14 protein-coding genes and 1 pseudogene are annotated in these 15,595 nt (G+C 66.0%); 7 read left to right on the plus strand and 8 right to left on the minus strand.

What is annotated here, in order from left to right; translation table 11 throughout:
* Window positions 1-7 precede the first annotated feature (7 nt).
* The gene (locus BDIM_RS00230; protein WP_003163546.1) at window positions 8-886 is read right to left on the minus strand and encodes a branched-chain amino acid aminotransferase; all 879 of its coding nucleotides are present in this window, start codon (window positions 884-886) and stop codon (window positions 8-10) included.
* Between the two features lie 88 nt (window positions 887-974).
* Between BDIM_RS00230 and BDIM_RS00235 the strand changes: the two genes are divergently transcribed.
* From BDIM_RS00235 to BDIM_RS00245, 3 genes are all read left to right on the plus strand, one after another.
* A complete protein-coding gene (locus tag BDIM_RS00235) occupies window positions 975-1,706 on the plus strand; it encodes a response regulator (protein ID WP_003163547.1) in 732 nt (243 codons plus the stop codon).
* A gap of 22 nt (window positions 1,707-1,728) precedes the next feature.
* Entirely contained in the window at window positions 1,729-3,087 is a 1,359-nt protein-coding gene (locus tag BDIM_RS00240; protein ID WP_003163548.1) for an ATP-binding protein, read from the plus strand.
* Between the two features lie 88 nt (window positions 3,088-3,175).
* Entirely contained in the window at window positions 3,176-3,667 is a 492-nt protein-coding gene (locus BDIM_RS00245; protein WP_003163549.1) for a hypothetical protein, read from the plus strand.
* A gap of 12 nt (window positions 3,668-3,679) precedes the next feature.
* On the opposite strand, the gene BDIM_RS00250 is transcribed toward BDIM_RS00245, so the two are convergent.
* The 3 genes from BDIM_RS00250 to BDIM_RS00260 form a co-directional block, all read right to left on the minus strand.
* Complete coding sequence (locus tag BDIM_RS00250; RefSeq protein WP_003163550.1) at window positions 3,680-4,483, minus strand: pyrroline-5-carboxylate reductase family protein; 804 nt, start codon at window positions 4,481-4,483, stop codon at window positions 3,680-3,682.
* Complete coding sequence (locus tag BDIM_RS00255) at window positions 4,483-4,986, minus strand: type III secretion system chaperone family protein (protein WP_004370784.1); 504 nt, start codon at window positions 4,984-4,986, stop codon at window positions 4,483-4,485. The genes BDIM_RS00250 and BDIM_RS00255 overlap by 1 nt, the downstream gene beginning before the upstream one ends.
* A 79-nt stretch (window positions 4,987-5,065) precedes the next feature.
* Window positions 5,066-5,353 carry an accessory factor UbiK family protein gene (locus tag BDIM_RS00260; protein ID WP_003163552.1) on the minus strand — a complete coding sequence of 96 codons (288 nt, stop codon included), beginning with the start codon at window positions 5,351-5,353 and terminating at the stop codon, window positions 5,066-5,068.
* Between the two features lie 179 nt (window positions 5,354-5,532).
* Here BDIM_RS00260 and lgt point away from each other — a divergent pair, with 179 nt between their 5' ends.
* The 4 genes from lgt to pgeF are packed head-to-tail and all read left to right on the plus strand — an operon-like array spanning window position 5,533 to window position 8,536.
* Complete coding sequence (lgt, locus tag BDIM_RS00265; RefSeq protein ID WP_003163553.1) at window positions 5,533-6,405, plus strand: prolipoprotein diacylglyceryl transferase; 873 nt, start codon at window positions 5,533-5,535, stop codon at window positions 6,403-6,405.
* 7 nt (window positions 6,406-6,412) lie between these two features.
* Window positions 6,413-7,486 carry a class I SAM-dependent methyltransferase gene (locus BDIM_RS00270; protein WP_003163554.1) on the plus strand — a complete coding sequence of 358 codons (1,074 nt, stop codon included), beginning with the start codon at window positions 6,413-6,415 and terminating at the stop codon, window positions 7,484-7,486.
* A 34-nt stretch (window positions 7,487-7,520) separates the two neighbouring features.
* Window positions 7,521-7,769: a hypothetical protein gene (locus tag BDIM_RS00275; RefSeq protein ID WP_040344434.1), complete on the plus strand. Its 249-nt coding sequence runs from the start codon at window positions 7,521-7,523 to the stop codon at window positions 7,767-7,769.
* Window positions 7,766-8,536 (plus strand): peptidoglycan editing factor PgeF, encoded by a 771-nt coding sequence (gene pgeF, locus BDIM_RS00280; protein ID WP_003163556.1) that lies wholly within the window; start codon window positions 7,766-7,768, stop codon window positions 8,534-8,536. Before BDIM_RS00275 ends, pgeF begins: the two co-directional genes overlap by 4 nt.
* Before the next feature lie 175 nt (window positions 8,537-8,711).
* Here the strand turns inward: pgeF and lpxC are convergent, their stop codons facing one another.
* The 4 genes and pseudogenes from lpxC to BDIM_RS18235 form a co-directional block, all read right to left on the minus strand.
* Window positions 8,712-9,611 carry a UDP-3-O-acyl-N-acetylglucosamine deacetylase gene (gene lpxC / locus BDIM_RS00285; RefSeq protein ID WP_003163557.1) on the minus strand — a complete coding sequence of 300 codons (900 nt, stop codon included), beginning with the start codon at window positions 9,609-9,611 and terminating at the stop codon, window positions 8,712-8,714.
* Window positions 9,612-9,815: 204 nt separating this feature from the next.
* Window positions 9,816-11,408, minus strand: a complete 1,593-nt coding sequence (gene ftsZ, locus BDIM_RS00290) for a cell division protein FtsZ (RefSeq protein WP_003163558.1) — start codon at window positions 11,406-11,408, stop codon at window positions 9,816-9,818.
* A 261-nt stretch (window positions 11,409-11,669) separates the two neighbouring features.
* Window positions 11,670-15,062: a TonB-dependent receptor gene (locus BDIM_RS00295; protein WP_003163559.1), complete on the minus strand. Its 3,393-nt coding sequence runs from the start codon at window positions 15,060-15,062 to the stop codon at window positions 11,670-11,672.
* A gap of 325 nt (window positions 15,063-15,387) precedes the next feature.
* Window positions 15,388-15,595 (minus strand): annotated as a pseudogene (locus BDIM_RS18235) (cell division protein FtsA); the annotation flags it as partial.

Here is a 15,595-nt window from a genome sequence, read left to right on the forward strand (position 1 = left end):
AGGGAGACTAGAGCGTCCTACGAACAAGCTTGCCGTAGTCGTCCATCAGGCTCAGCGACAGCGCGCCCGGCGTGAAGCGATAGTCGCCGACCTGGCCCACCGGCGTCACCTCGGCGGCCGAGCCGGTCAGGAAGCATTCGGAGAAATCACCCAGCTCTTCCGGCAGGATGTCGCGGACAATGACCTCGATCCCGCGCGCCTGGGCCATTTCGATGACGGTCTGACGGGTGATGCCGTTCAGGATGTGATCGACACGCGGCGTGTGCAGGACGCCGTTCCGGACGAAGAAGACGTTGGCGCCGGTCGCCTCGGCCACATAGCCGCGCCAGTCCAGCATCAGGGCGTCGGCGAAGCCGCGCTTCTCGGCCGCCGTCTTGGACATGGTGCAGATCATGTAGAGGCCGGCCGCCTTGGCCGTCGACGGCGCCGTGGCCGGGTCGGGACGGCGCCACTTGGCCCACTCCAGGGCGATGCCCTTCTTCTTGACCTCGGGATCGAAATAGCTGGGCCATTCCCAGGCGGCGATGGCCAGATGGACCTTACTGTTCTTGGCGGTGACGCTGAGCTGTTCCGGTCCCAGATAGGCGACGGGGCGGATATAGCAGTCGATCAGACCGTTGCGCGCGCAGGTTTCCTTGCAGGCGGCGTCGATCTCGGCCACGCTATAGGGAATCTCGAAGTCGAGCAGCTCGGCGGAGCGCTTCAGGCGTTCGCTGTGCGCGGTCAGCTTGAAGATTTCACCGCCATACATACGCTCACCCTCGAACACCGACGAGCCGTAGTGAAGGCCATGGGTCAGAACGTGCGTTTTCGCCTCCCGCCAGGGAACGAATTCTCCGTCAAACCAGATCCATCCGTCACGATCGTCGAAAGGAACGAAGGCCATTGAAGAACATCTCCCGCGCAAGATATTTATTTAGACGCCCGTCGCACGCCCGCGTCAACGGCGCCTCGCGAGGAGATTCGCAGTGAGCATGATCGAGCCTCGCGCCAACGGCCGGTCCGGCCCCATCGCGCCCGCCGGCAGCGGACGGCACATCCTGGTCGTCGACGACGACGACCGCATCCGCGAACTGCTCAAGGAATTCCTGAGCCGCGAGGGCTATCGCGTCACCGGCGCCGCCCACGCGGGCGCGGCGCGGCGCATGGTCGAACTGATCGAGTTCGATCTGATCGTGCTGGACGTGATGATGCCGGGCGAAAGCGGCTTCGACCTGACCACCTGGATTCGCAGCCAGGCGGCCCTGTCCAAGACGCCGGTCCTGCTGCTGACGGCCAAGGGCGACCCGGACGACCGGATCGAGGGCCTGTCGCGCGGCGCCGACGACTATATGTCCAAGCCCTTCGACCCGCGCGAGCTGTCGCTGCGGATCGAGGCCATCCTGCGCCGCACCGGCGGCAAGCTGATGACGCCCAAGGAGATCCGCATGGGCCCCGCCGTCTTCGACATGGAGCGGCTGGAGCTGACGCGCGACGGCGAACTGCAACGTCTGACCGAGGCTGAGGCGCAGTTGCTCAAGACCCTGGCCATCCACGCCCATTCGCCGGTCGAGCGCATGACCCTGTCGCCCGACACGGCCGATGTGACCGGCCGCGCCGTGGACGTCCAGGTGACGCGCCTGCGTCGCAAGCTGGAGGCGGACCCCAAGAATCCGCGCTACCTCCAGACGGTGCGCGGCGTCGGCTATATGCTGGCGCCGGACTGACGACAGGACCGGAACGCTCCTCATGCGGCTGATGCCGTTCAACGTCTGGACGCGGTGGATCAAGCGTCGGCTGCCGACCTCCCTGTGGGGACGGTCGCTGCTGATCATCGTCCTGCCGGTGCTGATCATGCAGGCGGCGGTGACATGGGCCTTCTTCGACGCCCACTGGCAGGCGGTGACGGCGCGCCTGTCCGAGGGTCTGGCCGGCGACGTGGCCTGGGCGGCCGAAAGCTATCGCGACGATCCCTCGCCCCAGAACCTGGCCCTGATCTCCGAGCGCGCCGAACGGTCGATGCAGCTGTCCATCGCCTTCCAGCCCTCCGCCTCCCTGCCCGACGAAGAACGGCGCGGCGCCCTGGGCCTGGTCGACCGGACGCTGGAGAAGGCCCTGGCCTCGCGGCTGGACCAGCCCTTCTGGTTCGACACCACCCGCTACCCCGCCTATGTCGACATCCGGGTGCAGGAGGCTGACGGCGTGCTGCGCGTCATCGCCCCGCGTGAACGGGCCGTAGCGACCCAGGCCCACATCTTCGTCCTGTGGCTGATGATCGCCACCATCCTTTTGCTGGGCGTGGCGGTGCTGTTCATTCGCAACCAGGTGCGCGCCATCGAGCGCCTGGCCTCCGCCGCCGAAGCTTTCGGCCGGGGCGAGAGCGTGCCGCGCTTCAAACCGCACGGCGCGCGCGAGGTGCGGGCCGCCGCCACAGCCTTCCTGGACATGCGCTCGCGCATCCAGCGCCACATCGACCAGCGCACGGCCCTGCTGGCCTCGGTCAGCCATGACCTGCGCACGCCCCTGACCCGGCTGCGTCTCGAACTGGCCCTGGCCCCGCCGTTCAAGCGCGCCGAGGCGATGAAGGGCGACCTGGACGAGATGGAGCACATGATCGACGAGTACCTCGCCTTCGCGCGCGGCGAGGCGGGCGAGGCGATGCAGACGATCTCCGTACCCGAAATGCTGCGTCGCGCCGCCGAGGACGCCCGCCGCTCGGGCGCCGTGGCCGAAGTCGAGGCCCCCGACGATCTCAATATGCTGGCCCGCCCCCTGGCCTTCCGTCGGGCGATCAACAACCTGGTCGGCAACGCCGCCTCGCACGGCGAGAAGGTGCGGCTGTCAGCCCGCCCCCTGCCCTCCGGCGGGCTGGAGATCCTGGTCGAGGACGACGGCCCCGGCATTCCCGACGACATGCACGAAGAAGCCTTCCGCCCCTTCTCGCGGCTGGACGCCTCGCGCAATCAGAACCGCAAGGGGGTGGGTCTGGGCCTGGCCGTGGCGCGGGACGTGGCGCGCGGCCACGGCGGCGACATCATCCTGGGCCGCAGCGACCTGGGCGGGCTGAAGGCGTCCATCCGACTGCCGGCGGATCGTCGCGCCGCCTAGATCTTTGCTTCGCGCCCCTAGCGGAACCGTAAAATCGTCGCCATCTTGTTCTGTGTTCCAGGGGGGCCTGGAATCAGGAGCCCGTACTATGCGTCGTATTGCTTTTCTTGCGCCGCTCGCCGCCGCCCTCGCCGTTTCCGGCGCCGCTGCGGCCCAACCCTCGGCCGTCGTCGTGACGGTCAGCCCCGACTTCGCCCAAACCGCCCGAGAATTGGGCGAACGCGACGTCCAGCAACAGGTGAGCGACCTGACCCGCACCGTCGAGCGCGTGCTGACGGATCGTCACGCCTTGGACGGCGCTCGCGTCGAACTGGTCATCACCGACCTGAAGCCCAACCGCCCGACGATGCAGCAACTGTCAGACAAACCGGGTCTGGATTCCATGCGCAGCCTGTCGATCGGCGGCGCGGCGGTGGAAGGGTCCGTGACCATGGCCTCGGGCGAGGTCCAGCCGGTCAAGTTCGACTACTACACCCCGACCCTGGCCGATGCGCGCGGTTCGACCACCTGGACCGACGCCCAGCGCGCCTATGACCGCCTGGCCCGCAACCTGGCCGAGGGTCGTTTCGTCCGACGCTGAAGCGCCTGACGATCAGCCGCTGAGTTCAGTGGACTTGGCGACCGCCGCCTTCACGGCGCTTTCGACAGAATGGTCGAGGGCGCCGTTTTCATTGAGGGCGATCAGACCGGCCTGGGTCACCCCGCCGGGCGAGGCCACGCGGTCGATCAGGGCGTTCAGAGCCTCGTCGCCCTCCACGCCCGCCGCAGCCGAACGCAGGGTGGCGCGCGCCAGTCGCGCCGCCGCCTCGGGCGACAGACCTTCGGCCTCCCCGGCCTCGGCCAGGGCGCGGGTGAAGGCGAAGAAATAGGCCGGTCCGCAGCCGGACACCGCCGTCGCCGCGTGCATCAGGGCCTCATCGTCCAGCAGGACCGTCTCGGCGATCGGCTCGAACAGCGACTGTCCAATCTTCAGCGCGTCCGCGTCATCCGACCACAGCGTCGCCACGCCGCGCGCCTGGGCCACGCCGGTCGTCGGCATGACGCGCACGACCGGGCGGCCGCTGTAACCGTCAGAGATCGTCTCGCCGCGCACCCCGGCCATGACCGAGACGATCACGGCGTCCGCCGCCAGATGCGGCAGGACGGCCTGCGCGGCCTCCAGCCATTTGGCGGGCTTCACGCCGATGACGAAGGCCCGAGCGTTCGCCAGTTCCTCCAGCGGCGGATTGATCCGCGCGCCCCTGGCCCGCGCCGCCTCGGCGACCGGCTTTTCGGACGGCGTCAGGATGATCAGATCGGCCGGGTCGACGGCGCCCGTCGCCAGCCAGCCTTCCAGAATGGCCGAGCCCAGGCGTCCGACGCCCTGAAGCACGACCGGACGTCCGTTGCCGCTCATCAGGCGTTGCCCACGGTCTCGAACAGGCAGGCGTCGATCGCCTCCTTCGGCTTCTTGGAGCCGCGCACCATGAAGTCGAAGGCCGGATAGTAACGGTCCGCCGCCTCGACCGCCGCGTCGATCATGGACGCGGCCTGCGCCAGGGTCGGACGCTCGGTGTGCGGCAGGGCCAGGGCGTGGCGGAAGACGATCTCGCCCTCGTCCGGCCAGATCTCGAAATGGCCCAGCCAGGTGCGCTGGTTGATCATGGAGACCAGTTCATAGGCCGCCGCGCGCCGCGTCTTGGCCACCCGCAGGTCCAGCGCCAGGCACAACTGAAGGCAGTCGCCCTCGGGCCGCCAGGCGAACCACAGCTCATAGTCCTTCCAGTCGCCGGCCAGGGCGAAGGCCAGATCGCCCTCGTCCGTGCGGTCGAACGGCAGGTTCTCCGCCGTCAGGACGTGTTCGACCACATCCAGCGGATCAAAGGGCAGGTCGACCTCTTCGGGTCTCACAGCATCCATCAGGCGTTCAACTTCTTCAGCAGCGACAGCGACTCAAGTGAGCGCTTTCGAGGACGGTAGGCGTGTTCGCAGATTCGGCTCAACCGGCTGAATCCGGGGTCGAAGCCGCGTCTGTGGACGATCCCTTGGCGACCTTCTTCGGGGCCGGAGCCGCAGCCTTCAGCGCCGCGATCTCGGCGCGCAGGGCGGCGATCTCGTCCTTCAGCACGTCGAACTCGTCGCGACGGACCAGATCCATTTCAGCGACGAAGCGGTCGGCCTGGGCGCGCCAGGCGGCCTTGGCCTCTTCACCCGCGGCCTGGGCCAGGCCCATGGCGCCGGTGGTCAGCTTGGCGAACTCATCAAGGAGGGGATTGCGCGTCTGCATGGCGGCCTCTTGAGAACTCTCGGACCATCGGCCCGAACGTGGTTAACGGTGCATTGATTTGGGTAAACCAAATCTTACCTGCCTGCGGCCTATAGACTGCTTCGCGGGAAAAGCGCGCGACGAATGCAGTCCCGCTTGCTAGACGATGGACAACTTCTGAAGGCGCAGACGGAGGCCCCGTGCCCTTTCCCGAATTCGACCCTGTCCTGATCCACCTCGGCCCCCTGCCCATTCGCTGGTACGCCCTGGCCTATGTCGCCGGCATCGTCCTGGGCTGGTGGTACGCCTCGCGTCTGGCCAAGACCGAGCGGCTGTGGGCGCCGGGCAAGTCGCCGGTGAATGGCCAGCAGTTGGACGACCTGGTGCTGTGGATCACGCTGGGCGTCATCCTCGGCGGTCGTTTCGGCTACGCCCTCTTCTACAAGCCGGAGATGTTCGCTCAGTTGTTCACCGGCGACAGCTGGGGCGAGCGGCTGGAGCTGCTGCAGCTGTGGACCGGCGGGATGAGCTTCCACGGCGGCTTCCTGGGCGTCGTCATCGCCATCACCCTCTATGCCAATCGCCAGAAGGTGAACCCGCTCAGCCTGGGCGACCTGATCGCCCCAGTCGCGCCGCTGGGCCTGTTCTTCGGCCGCATCGCCAACTTCATCAACGGCGAGCTGTGGGGGCGCGAAACGACGGTTCCCTGGGCCATCCGCTTCTGCAACGAACGCATCCAGCAGATGTACGGCTTCTGCCCCGCCGGCAACGAGCCGCGCCACCCCAGCCAGCTGTATGAGGCGGGGCTGGAGGGCCTGCTGCTGTTCGTCATCCTGTCGCTGGCGATCTGGAAGTGGCGGATGCTGAAGCGTCCGGGCTTCGTCACCGGCCTGTTCCTGCTGGGCTACGGCGTCTGCCGCGCCGCGCTGGAGAACGTGCGTCAGCCCGACGCCGGGCTGGAGAACCTGCCGCTGGGCCTGACCATGGGCATGATCCTGTCGATCCCGATGATGCTGGTCGGCGCCTGGCTGATCTGGCGGGCGCTGAAGAAGCCGGCCGTCACGGAGGCGTAAGACCATCATGGCGGAGACGCTCAAGGACCGCCTGGTCCGCGAGATCGTGCTGACCGGGCCGATGACGGTGGCGGACTACGTCACCCGATGCCTGCACGACCCCAAGGGCGGCTACTACGCCACTCGCCCCGCGCTGGGCGAGCGGGGCGACTTCATCACCGCCCCCATGGTCAGCCAGATGTTCGGCGAACTGATCGGCCTGTGGGCGGTCGAGACCTGGACCCGTCTGGGCGCGCCCGAGCGGGTGCGGCTGGTCGAGGTCGGCCCCGGCGACGGCACGCTGATGTCCGACGTGCTGCGCGCGGCGAGGCTGGTCCCCGGCTTCCTGCAGGCGGTCGACCTGATCCTGATCGAGCCCAGCGCACCGCTGCGCGCCGAGCAGGCGCGGCGGCTGGCCGACGCCGACGTGCATCCGCGCTGGCTCAGCGCCCTGCACAAGATCGAGACGGACGCCCCGGTCATCCTGATCGCCAATGAGGTGCTGGACTGCCTGCCCGCGCGCCAGTTCATCAAGACCGAAGGCGGCTGGGCCGAGCGCCGCATCGGCGTCACCGACGCTGATGAACTGACCTTCGGCCTGACCGCCATCGCCGACGGCTTCGAGGCGCCGGGCTTTGACGTCGAGCCGGGACAGATCATCGAGATTTCGGAACAGCAGGCCGCCTTCGGCCGCGATCTGGCCAGCCTGATCCGCGCCGCATCCGGCGCCGCCCTGCTGATCGACTACGGCCGCAGCAAGCCCGAGGCGGGCGACACGCTTCAGGCCCTGCGGCGGCACCAGAAGGTTGATCCCCTGTCGACGCCGGGCGAGGCCGACCTGACGCAGTGGGCCGACTTCCCCCTGGTGCTGGAGGCCGCCGTGCGCGGCGGCGCCGACGTCACCGGCTGCGTCAGCCAGGGCGCCTTCCTGCAGGCGCTGGGGATCGAAGCTCGCGCCCAGCGGTTGATGCAGGGACGCCCCGAAGCCGCCCCGGTCATCCAGCGCCAGCTGGATCGCCTGACCGCGCCGGATCAGATGGGCGAGCTGTTCAAGGCGACGGCGATCTTCTCGCCCCGTTCACTAGCCCTGCCGGGCTTCTGACGCGGCCCGCCCGATGATGGAGACTGATGCGGCCATGACCTTCACCGAGCATGAGCGCCAGATCCTGTTGGCGACCAAGGGCGTCGGTCCCAAGGTGATCCAGCGGCTGGAAGAACTGGGCGTCGGCGGCTTCGTCCGTCTGGCCCAGGCCGACGCGGCCGTCGTCTGCGCCGGAGCCGCCGCCAGCGTCGGCTCGACCTGCTGGAAGAACAGCCCCCAGGCCCGCAAGGCCGTTCAGGCCGCCATCGACGCCGCCCGTTTCGAACTGGAGGGCGCCGCATGAGCCTGAACCCCATCACCCATCCGCTGCTGACCAGGGTCGGGGTGCGCCACGGCTTCTTCACCCGCGCGGGCGGCGTATCGGACGGCCTCTACGCCGGACTGAACGCAGGCGTCGGCTCCAAGGACGACCCGGCCCGCGTCGCCGAGAACCGCCGCCGCGTCGCCGAATGGATGGGCGGCGCCGCCGACGACCTGTGCGGCTGCTATCAGGTCCACTCCGCCGTCGCCCGCGTGGCCGAAAGCGGCTGGGCCGGAGAACGCCCCGAGGGCGACGCCGTGGTCGCGGGCGTGAAGGGGCCGGTGCTGACCGTCCTGACCGCCGACTGCGCCCCCGTGCTGTTCGCCGACGCCGAGGCGGGCGTCATCGGCGCCGCCCACGCAGGCTGGAAGGGCGCTCTTGGCGGCGTCATCCACTCGACGGTCGCGGCCATGCAGGCGCTGGGCGCCGAGCCGTCGCGCATCGTCGCCGTCGTCGGCCCCTGCATCGCCCAGGCCTCCTATGAGGTCGGCGCCGACTATCAGGACCGCTTCGCCCACCACGATCCCGGCAGCGAACGCTTCTTCGCCCTCGGCGCGACGGACGACAAGCGCCAGTTCGACCTGCCCGGCTTCGTCCTGTGGCGACTGGAGCAGGCGGGCGTCGGCGAGACGGCCTGGACCGGCGACGACACGCGCGCCGATGAAGGGCGCTTCTACTCCAACCGTCGCGCCTATCTGGCGGGCGAGCCCGACTTCGGCCGGTTGATCTCAGCAATCACCCTCACCTGACCCTTCTCCCCTTGAGGGAGAAGGTGGGCGCCGGAGGCGCTCGGATGAGGGGTGTCAGCCGGCATCTAAAAATTAGCGAGGACGGCGACGCGCCCATCCGGATGCCCGGGCGATCACACCCCTCATCCGTCAGGCTCCGCCTGCCACCTTCTCCCTCAAGGGGAGAAGGAAGCGGTCAGCCCGCCATCGCCATGTCGGGCACGCGAACCGTCTCGCGCCACGCATCCGGCTGAGCCAGCAGGGCGCGGACCAGCTTGTTGTTCAGGGCGTGGCCCGCCTTGACGCCTTCATAGCGACCCAGCAGCGGCGCGCCGAGCACATACAGGTCGCCGATGGCGTCCAGCGCCTTGTGGCGCACGAATTCGCGCTCCATGCGCAGGCCGCCGGGGTTCAGGATCTGGTCGCCGTCGATGACCACGGCGTTCTCCAGCGAGCCGCCGCGGGCCAGACCGGCCTGACGCAGGGCCTCGACCTCATGGGCGAAGCCAAAGGTGCGGGCCGCCATGATGTCCGAACGGAAGGTCGCCTCATCCACCACGAAATCCACCACCTGATGGCCGATGACCGGCGTGGGGAATTCGATCTCGAAGCGCATCTCATAGCGGTCGCAGGGCTTAAGGACGGCGGACTTGTCGCCCTCCTCCACCCGGATGGGCTTCAGGATCTCGATATAGGTCTGGGGCGCTTCCTGACGGCGGAAACCCGCGCGGTCCAGCAGTTGCACGAACGGCAAGGCCGAACCGTCCAGGATCGGCAGTTCCGGCCCGTCCACCTCGATCACGGCGTTGGAGACGCCCAGGGCGGCCAGGGCGGCCATCAGGTGCTCGATCGTCGACAGGCGCACGCCCGCCGCGTTCTCGATCATGGTGTTCAGGCGGGCATCCACGACCGCCTCGCCCGAGACCGGGATGCGGTTGTCGCGGTCGGTGACGTCCGTGCGCACGAAGACGATGCCGTGGCCGGGCGCAGCCGGGCGCACGACCAGACGCACGCGGCGGCCGGTGTGCACGCCGACGCCGGCGCAGATGGCCGGGGCGACGATGGTCTGTTCGTACTGGTCGTTGCGGACCGTCACTCGGAAACTCTCTGTTGCGCGACCCGCCCCAAACGGGACGGTCTTCGCCTCACCTGTCGTTTACGCCTCGGGGCTCAAGCCCGAAATGAAAGTCGGGTTTCGGATTGTTTCGGTTCGACGACACGTCCCAGCCCCGTCCCCACACGCAAAAACGCCCCGGAGGTCGGCTCCGAGGCGTTTCTGTTTCAGGGCTTCTTAGGCCGATCAGTTCGCGAGGCGGCGGAGAAAGGAAGGGATTTCCAGGTCGTCATCCTCGGACTGGCCCACCTGCGGATCTTGCTGCTGGGGCTGCATCGCCTGGGTCTGGCGCAGTTGCTGGGTCGTGCGGTTCGACGACGGCGGCGGCGCATAGGACTGTTGCTGCTGCGGCTGCTGACGCTTGCGGCCGAACAGGCTCCAACCGCTGCGGCGATGGTCGCGCTCGTCGTAGAAGGGCTCCTCGGCGGGCTCTTCATGACGGGCGGCCGGACGCTGGGCCGGTTGCTGCGGCGCCGGTTGCTGACGCTGCGGCGCACGGTCGAAATAGAGGTCGCCCTGCTCGGAAGAGGCGGCGGGTTGGGCCCGACCGGCGCTCTGCTCATATTCCTCGACCCACGGATCGATGATCGGCTCCAGATTGCGCGGCGCGTCACGGATGACCGGCTCGGGCTTGGCTTCGATCTTCGGCTCAGGCACGCGCGCGGCCGGAGCTTCATAGACCGGAGCGGGCGCCGGCTGCGGGGCGGCTTCGCGCACCGGATCGATGCGGACTTCCGGCTGACGCGACGTCGCGTTCGGCAGGCCGCCGGTGCGGCCGAAGCTCTGGCCCTGCGGCTCGATCTGCTGGATGACGGCTTCATCCATGCCCGTCGCGACGACCGAGACGCGGATCTTGCCGTCCAGGGCCGGGTCGAAGGCGGCGCCGAAGATGATGTTGGCGTCGCCGTCCACTTCGCCGGCGATGGCGTTGGCGGCCTCGTCGACTTCCAGCAGGGTCATGTCCATGCCGCCGGTGATGTTCACCAGCACGGCCTTGGCGCCCTTCAGGCTGGTCTCGTCCAGCAGCGGGTTGGCGATGGCGTTCTGCGCCGCCAGCAGGGCGCGGTCGTCGCCCGTGGCCTCGCCCGTGCCCATCATGGCCTTGCCCATCTCGCTCATCACGGCGCGGACGTCGGCGAAGTCGAGGTTGATCAGACCCGGCAGGATCATCAGGTCGGTGATCGAGCGGACGCCCGAGTGCAGCACCTGGTCCGCCATGCCGAAGGCGTCGGAGAAGGTGGTGCGTTCGTTGGCGACGCGGAACAGGTTCTGGTTCGGAATGACGATCAGAGTGTCGACGTAGCGCTGCAGCTCGGCCACGCCCGCGTCGGCCAGGCGCATCCGGTGACGCCCCTCGAAGGTGAAGGGCTTGGTCACCACGCCGACGGTCAGGATGCCGCGATCACGCGCGCATTTGGCGATGACCGGCGCCGCGCCGGTGCCGGTGCCGCCGCCCATGCCGCAGGTGATGAAGACCATGTGCGCGCCTTCCAGGTGCGCGTGGATCTCGTCCGCGCTCTCCTCGGCGGCGTTCATGCCGACTTCGGGGTGGGCGCCGGCGCCCAAGCCTTGCGTGATCGTCTCGCCCAGTTGGATGCGGCGGTCGGTCTTGGCGAAGCTCAGATGCTGGGCGTCGGTGTTGGCGACGACGAACTCCACGCCCTCAAGGCCGGAGTCGATCATGTTGTTGACCGCGTTTCCGCCCGCTCCGCCTACGCCGAAGACGACGATGCGGGGCTTCAATTCCGTAGCTTCCGGCCTGACCAGCGAGAGAGACATTGTATTATTCCGACCTAAGGACCCTGCCCTTCGTCCCCGATGCGAACTCCCCGCCGAATCGCATTGGTTATGAGCGCGTTAAGGAAAACCCTGACTGCGTTAACGAAGGGTTACCTCGATAGCGTGAGTCGGACGGAATGATAGTCGCTGCGAACAGCTTGACCGCAGATTTCGTGAACTTTCTTCGGTCTTGGTTCGCCGCGAATGTGAAAAGGGCGGCTCTCTCGAGCCGCCCTCTCCGTTTCGAAAGAGTTGTTCGACTTAGAACAGCTTGTAGTTCAGGCCAACGAAGAAGCGACGCCCATATGGGTCGAAGGTCGATGCGAAGCCCAGGTAGAGCGGCGGTTCGACATCCGTCAGGTTGGTCACGCCAGCGCGCACGGTGACATCATCTGTGACCTTATAGTTGAAGCTTACGTCGTGGCGGACGAAGTTGCCCGTAGTCCACCAGTCGGTCGGGGACTGATCGACGTTGCCCGACGCGATGGCGTCGCGCTTCTTGACCAAGTCCTGCGAAGCCATCCAGTCGGCCAGCCAGCTCACGCTCAGTTTATTGTTGGGCGAAGTCCAGCTCAGGCGCGAGGTGCCCTCTAGCCTCGGGTAGAAGACGTTGGTGGTTAGATCATCGAAGAAGTCACGATTCGTAAGGCTGGTGTACTGCTTCTGCTCGATCAACCACAGTGCGCCAAAGGAGTAATTAAAGCGGCCGAAGTTCTTACCAAAGATTTCTTCGGTATCGAGGCTGTAGGTGGCCGTAATGTCCAGACCGCGAGTTTCCAGCTTAGCAAAGTTCAGCGTCTGCAGGATGAAGCCGCCGATCGGATCGCCAACGGGAGCGCCAACCTTGAAGACGTTGAACGGATCAGCGTCGTTGTTCGGGTTCTCGCGGCGGATCAGGGCGCAGGCCACAGCGTCCAGTTGAGCGCCGTTGACGCACTGGTTAGCGATCTGCTGGCCCGACGGCGTGACGATCACATCGTCGATCGTGATCTCATAATAATCCAGCACCAAGCTGAAGTTCGGGATGAACCGCGGGCGCAGGATCGTCGAGAAGGTGAAGGATTCCGACGTCTCAGGACGCAGATCCGGGTTGCCAGCCAGAACACTGGCGACACCGGCCGAATAGGCGGGACGATAGTCGTCTCCGATACCGACCGTCGCCTGACCGAAGTCATATGCCAGACCCTTCTGGGCAGCCAGAGCCGTACAGTTGGCGATACGATTTGTGCGGATTTCCGCCGCATTATTGCCGCTCAAGGAAGCAATGACACGCGTGTCGCATGGATCGGAGAAGCTGTTCACGAACGTCTGGCCGTAAGGACGGTAGTTTTCGGACAGGTTCGGAGCCCGGAAAGACGTATTGAAGCTGGTCTTGAACATGATGTCCTGGATCGGACGATAGACCAGGCTAAGGCCATAGACGTCGCCCGTGCCCGCAGTCGTATAATCAAACGTGCGGTACGAGCCGTTGAACTCAGCATACTCGCCCAACCAGCTGTCACGGAACAGCGGAATAGCCAATTCTGCGAAGAATTCCGTGGTCTCGTATTCGACACCCAGGAAATCAGCGCCTGTGTTCAACTGCAGCAGGCGGTTGTTCGTGTCGCGGCTACGGCCGACGCCCTCGGTATACTCCCGGCGGTATTCGGCGCCCACCGAGAAGCCGATCTGACCAGCGCCCCAGAAGTCGCCAACCTGACCACCGAAGGTCGCGACCGCGCTTTCCTGCACGTTCTTCTCATGAACCGTTACGCTGGCCGAAATGTATTCGAGAGCTTCAGCCGATTGGTTCCCCATGCCGAAGACGTTCAGCGGCTTACAACCCGCGATTTCCGGGTTGGTGGCGGCATCGGTGTAGCTCGTCGTCGTCGTGTTGGGGTTCTGCTCCTGAACCGCAATGCCGCGCGCCGCCAGGTGCTGGACCCGACAGACGATCTCGCCTGGCTTGCCGTTCACAATGCCGGCCGTATCGACGATGGAGTCCATGGCGTGGCCGAAGCGGATCGCATCCGGTCCCGTCTCACGGTTCTTATTGTTCATTTCGCCGTAGGTGTACGACAGACTCCAGTTGGCGTTGTTGATGAAGCCGATACGATCGTAATCGCCTTCGAACGCCGCGACGTAACGCTGGACCTCACGATTGTTGGTCTGATCACGCGGAATGCCGAAGCCGCGGTGCAAGGCGATCGGAGCGGTCACGGCCGTACCCGGCGCGCCCGGCGTCGTGTTCGTCGGATCAGAATAGGGAATGAAGGTGTTGTTGCGGATTGCCGTAGCGAGATTGGCCGGCAGGAAGGCGTTGTCCGTCCGCGTGGCGAACGAACTGGTACCGCCGATCAAGCCCGGAGTATTCCCGTTGTTGCAACTGCGAGCCGCGCCGCCAAACGGCGTGCCGCCGCACGCCAGAGCTGAATCGACAATGAAGATATCCCAGAAAGAGAACTGGCCCTGATCGAAGGCGTCCTCGGTCGTGTATTTCGCTTCAAACGTCGCGCGAATGTTGTCGCTCACCTGCAGGTTGGCGCCGACCTGGTAACGTTGCGCTTCTTGTTCAGGGAAACGGGTCCAGGCGTCAAAAGCCGTCATGTTAGCCAGTTCGCCGTCACCGCCGATATTCCACGGACGGTTGGCGCCGGTGTTGCCGATACGCTGGCCGAAGTCAGCCAGACGCGCCGTGGCGCCGTCAAACCAGTAGGTGTAAGCTGGGTCCACGCTGAAGCAGTTGGACGAGGTCGAGAAGCTGCGGCACGCCGCCACCGGAACGTCCGGATCACCGAACGGGCTGGGGCGTTGCATGTTGGCCAGGGTCGTCGTACCCCAGAGCGGACGATCAAGGCGGCGAGCGTTGAAGAACTCTCCGGTATCTATAAAGCCATCAGCCGCCGGGCCGATGGCCAGGTTGGTCGGGTCGGCGTCAATGCCCAGCCCGACACGACCCCGACGCATCCAACCGATCTGGTTCGAACGAAGCTCATCGGCCTTTTCCCATTCAGCATGGGCATAGACGTTCAGACGATCGTCAAACAGGTTGATGCCGCCCAGGGCCGACACGCGGCGGGTAACGGCGTCGCCGCCCTTGACCAGCTGACCATAGTTGGCGTCGATCTCGAGGCCTTCGTAGTCTTTGCGCAGCGTGTAGTTGACGACGCCCGACACGGCGTCGGCGCCGTAAACCGACGAAGCGCCGCCGGTGATGATCTCGATGTTCTGAATCAGCAGGCGCGGAATCGTCGACACATCGACCGACAACGTGCCGGCCGAGGAGCCGACATGGCGGCGGCCATCAATCAGCGTCAGCGTACGGCCCGACCCGAGGGAGCGCAGGTTGGCGAATTCCAGACCGCCGTCATTCAGGCCCGAGCCCGTCGTATCCGACGGAACCAGCGAGTTGGACAGCGCCGGAATGGTCGCAAGGTAGTCGATAACCGTGGGCATGCCCGTCTCGAGCAGCGCCGCACCGTCGATCTGAATGATCGGAGCGGCCACAGTCGTCGGATCACGACGAATACGTGAACCGGTGACGACGATTTCTTCGACCTGCGTCGATTCTTCCGACACTGGCGGCGTCTGGGTCTGCGCCATGGCAGGCGCAGCGACCGCAACCACACCCGCCAAGACAGTCGTCCCAAACAGGTATTTGCGCTTCAAACTCATAATAGTTGCCCCCAAAAAGCTATGATCAGCGAACGCACGCGTCCGAAACGACGCGCATGCCTAATGACCACATCTAACGGAAAATGACGGAAGGACAACCATTGTGACCTAAATCAGGCCATTGAGCGTCGGTAATGTAACAATCCCGCCACAGCAAAGACACATACCTAACAACGTTGCTGCTCTTGGAAAGAATTTTTTGAAATTGCTCGAAATCAGAAAAATTCTTTCAGGTATACGCGCGCATCAGCATTCTCTCTAATCGCAGTCAGAGAGAAATAGGGCCGCAAAGCGACGTTATTTAGAATGCAAACCGCGCAGACAGCTACAGATTATCCCGCAGCCAGCCCGCCGCCCGGGCTACCATGCCGCCACGGTGAACCTTTGGCGCATCCGCCGCTGTGATCTGGCGGGACATCAGCTTGCGGGCGGAGACCGCCTCGCGCGGACCGTAGGCGGCGCGCAGAAGGACGCCTGCGGCTGAGCAAAAGGCAGGGCCGGCGGCGGCGTCGGCCAGGTGGGGCGCGCGTTGC

The organism is Brevundimonas diminuta ATCC 11568 (genome assembly GCF_000204035.1).
Taxonomy (GTDB): domain Bacteria; phylum Pseudomonadota; class Alphaproteobacteria; order Caulobacterales; family Caulobacteraceae; genus Brevundimonas; species Brevundimonas diminuta.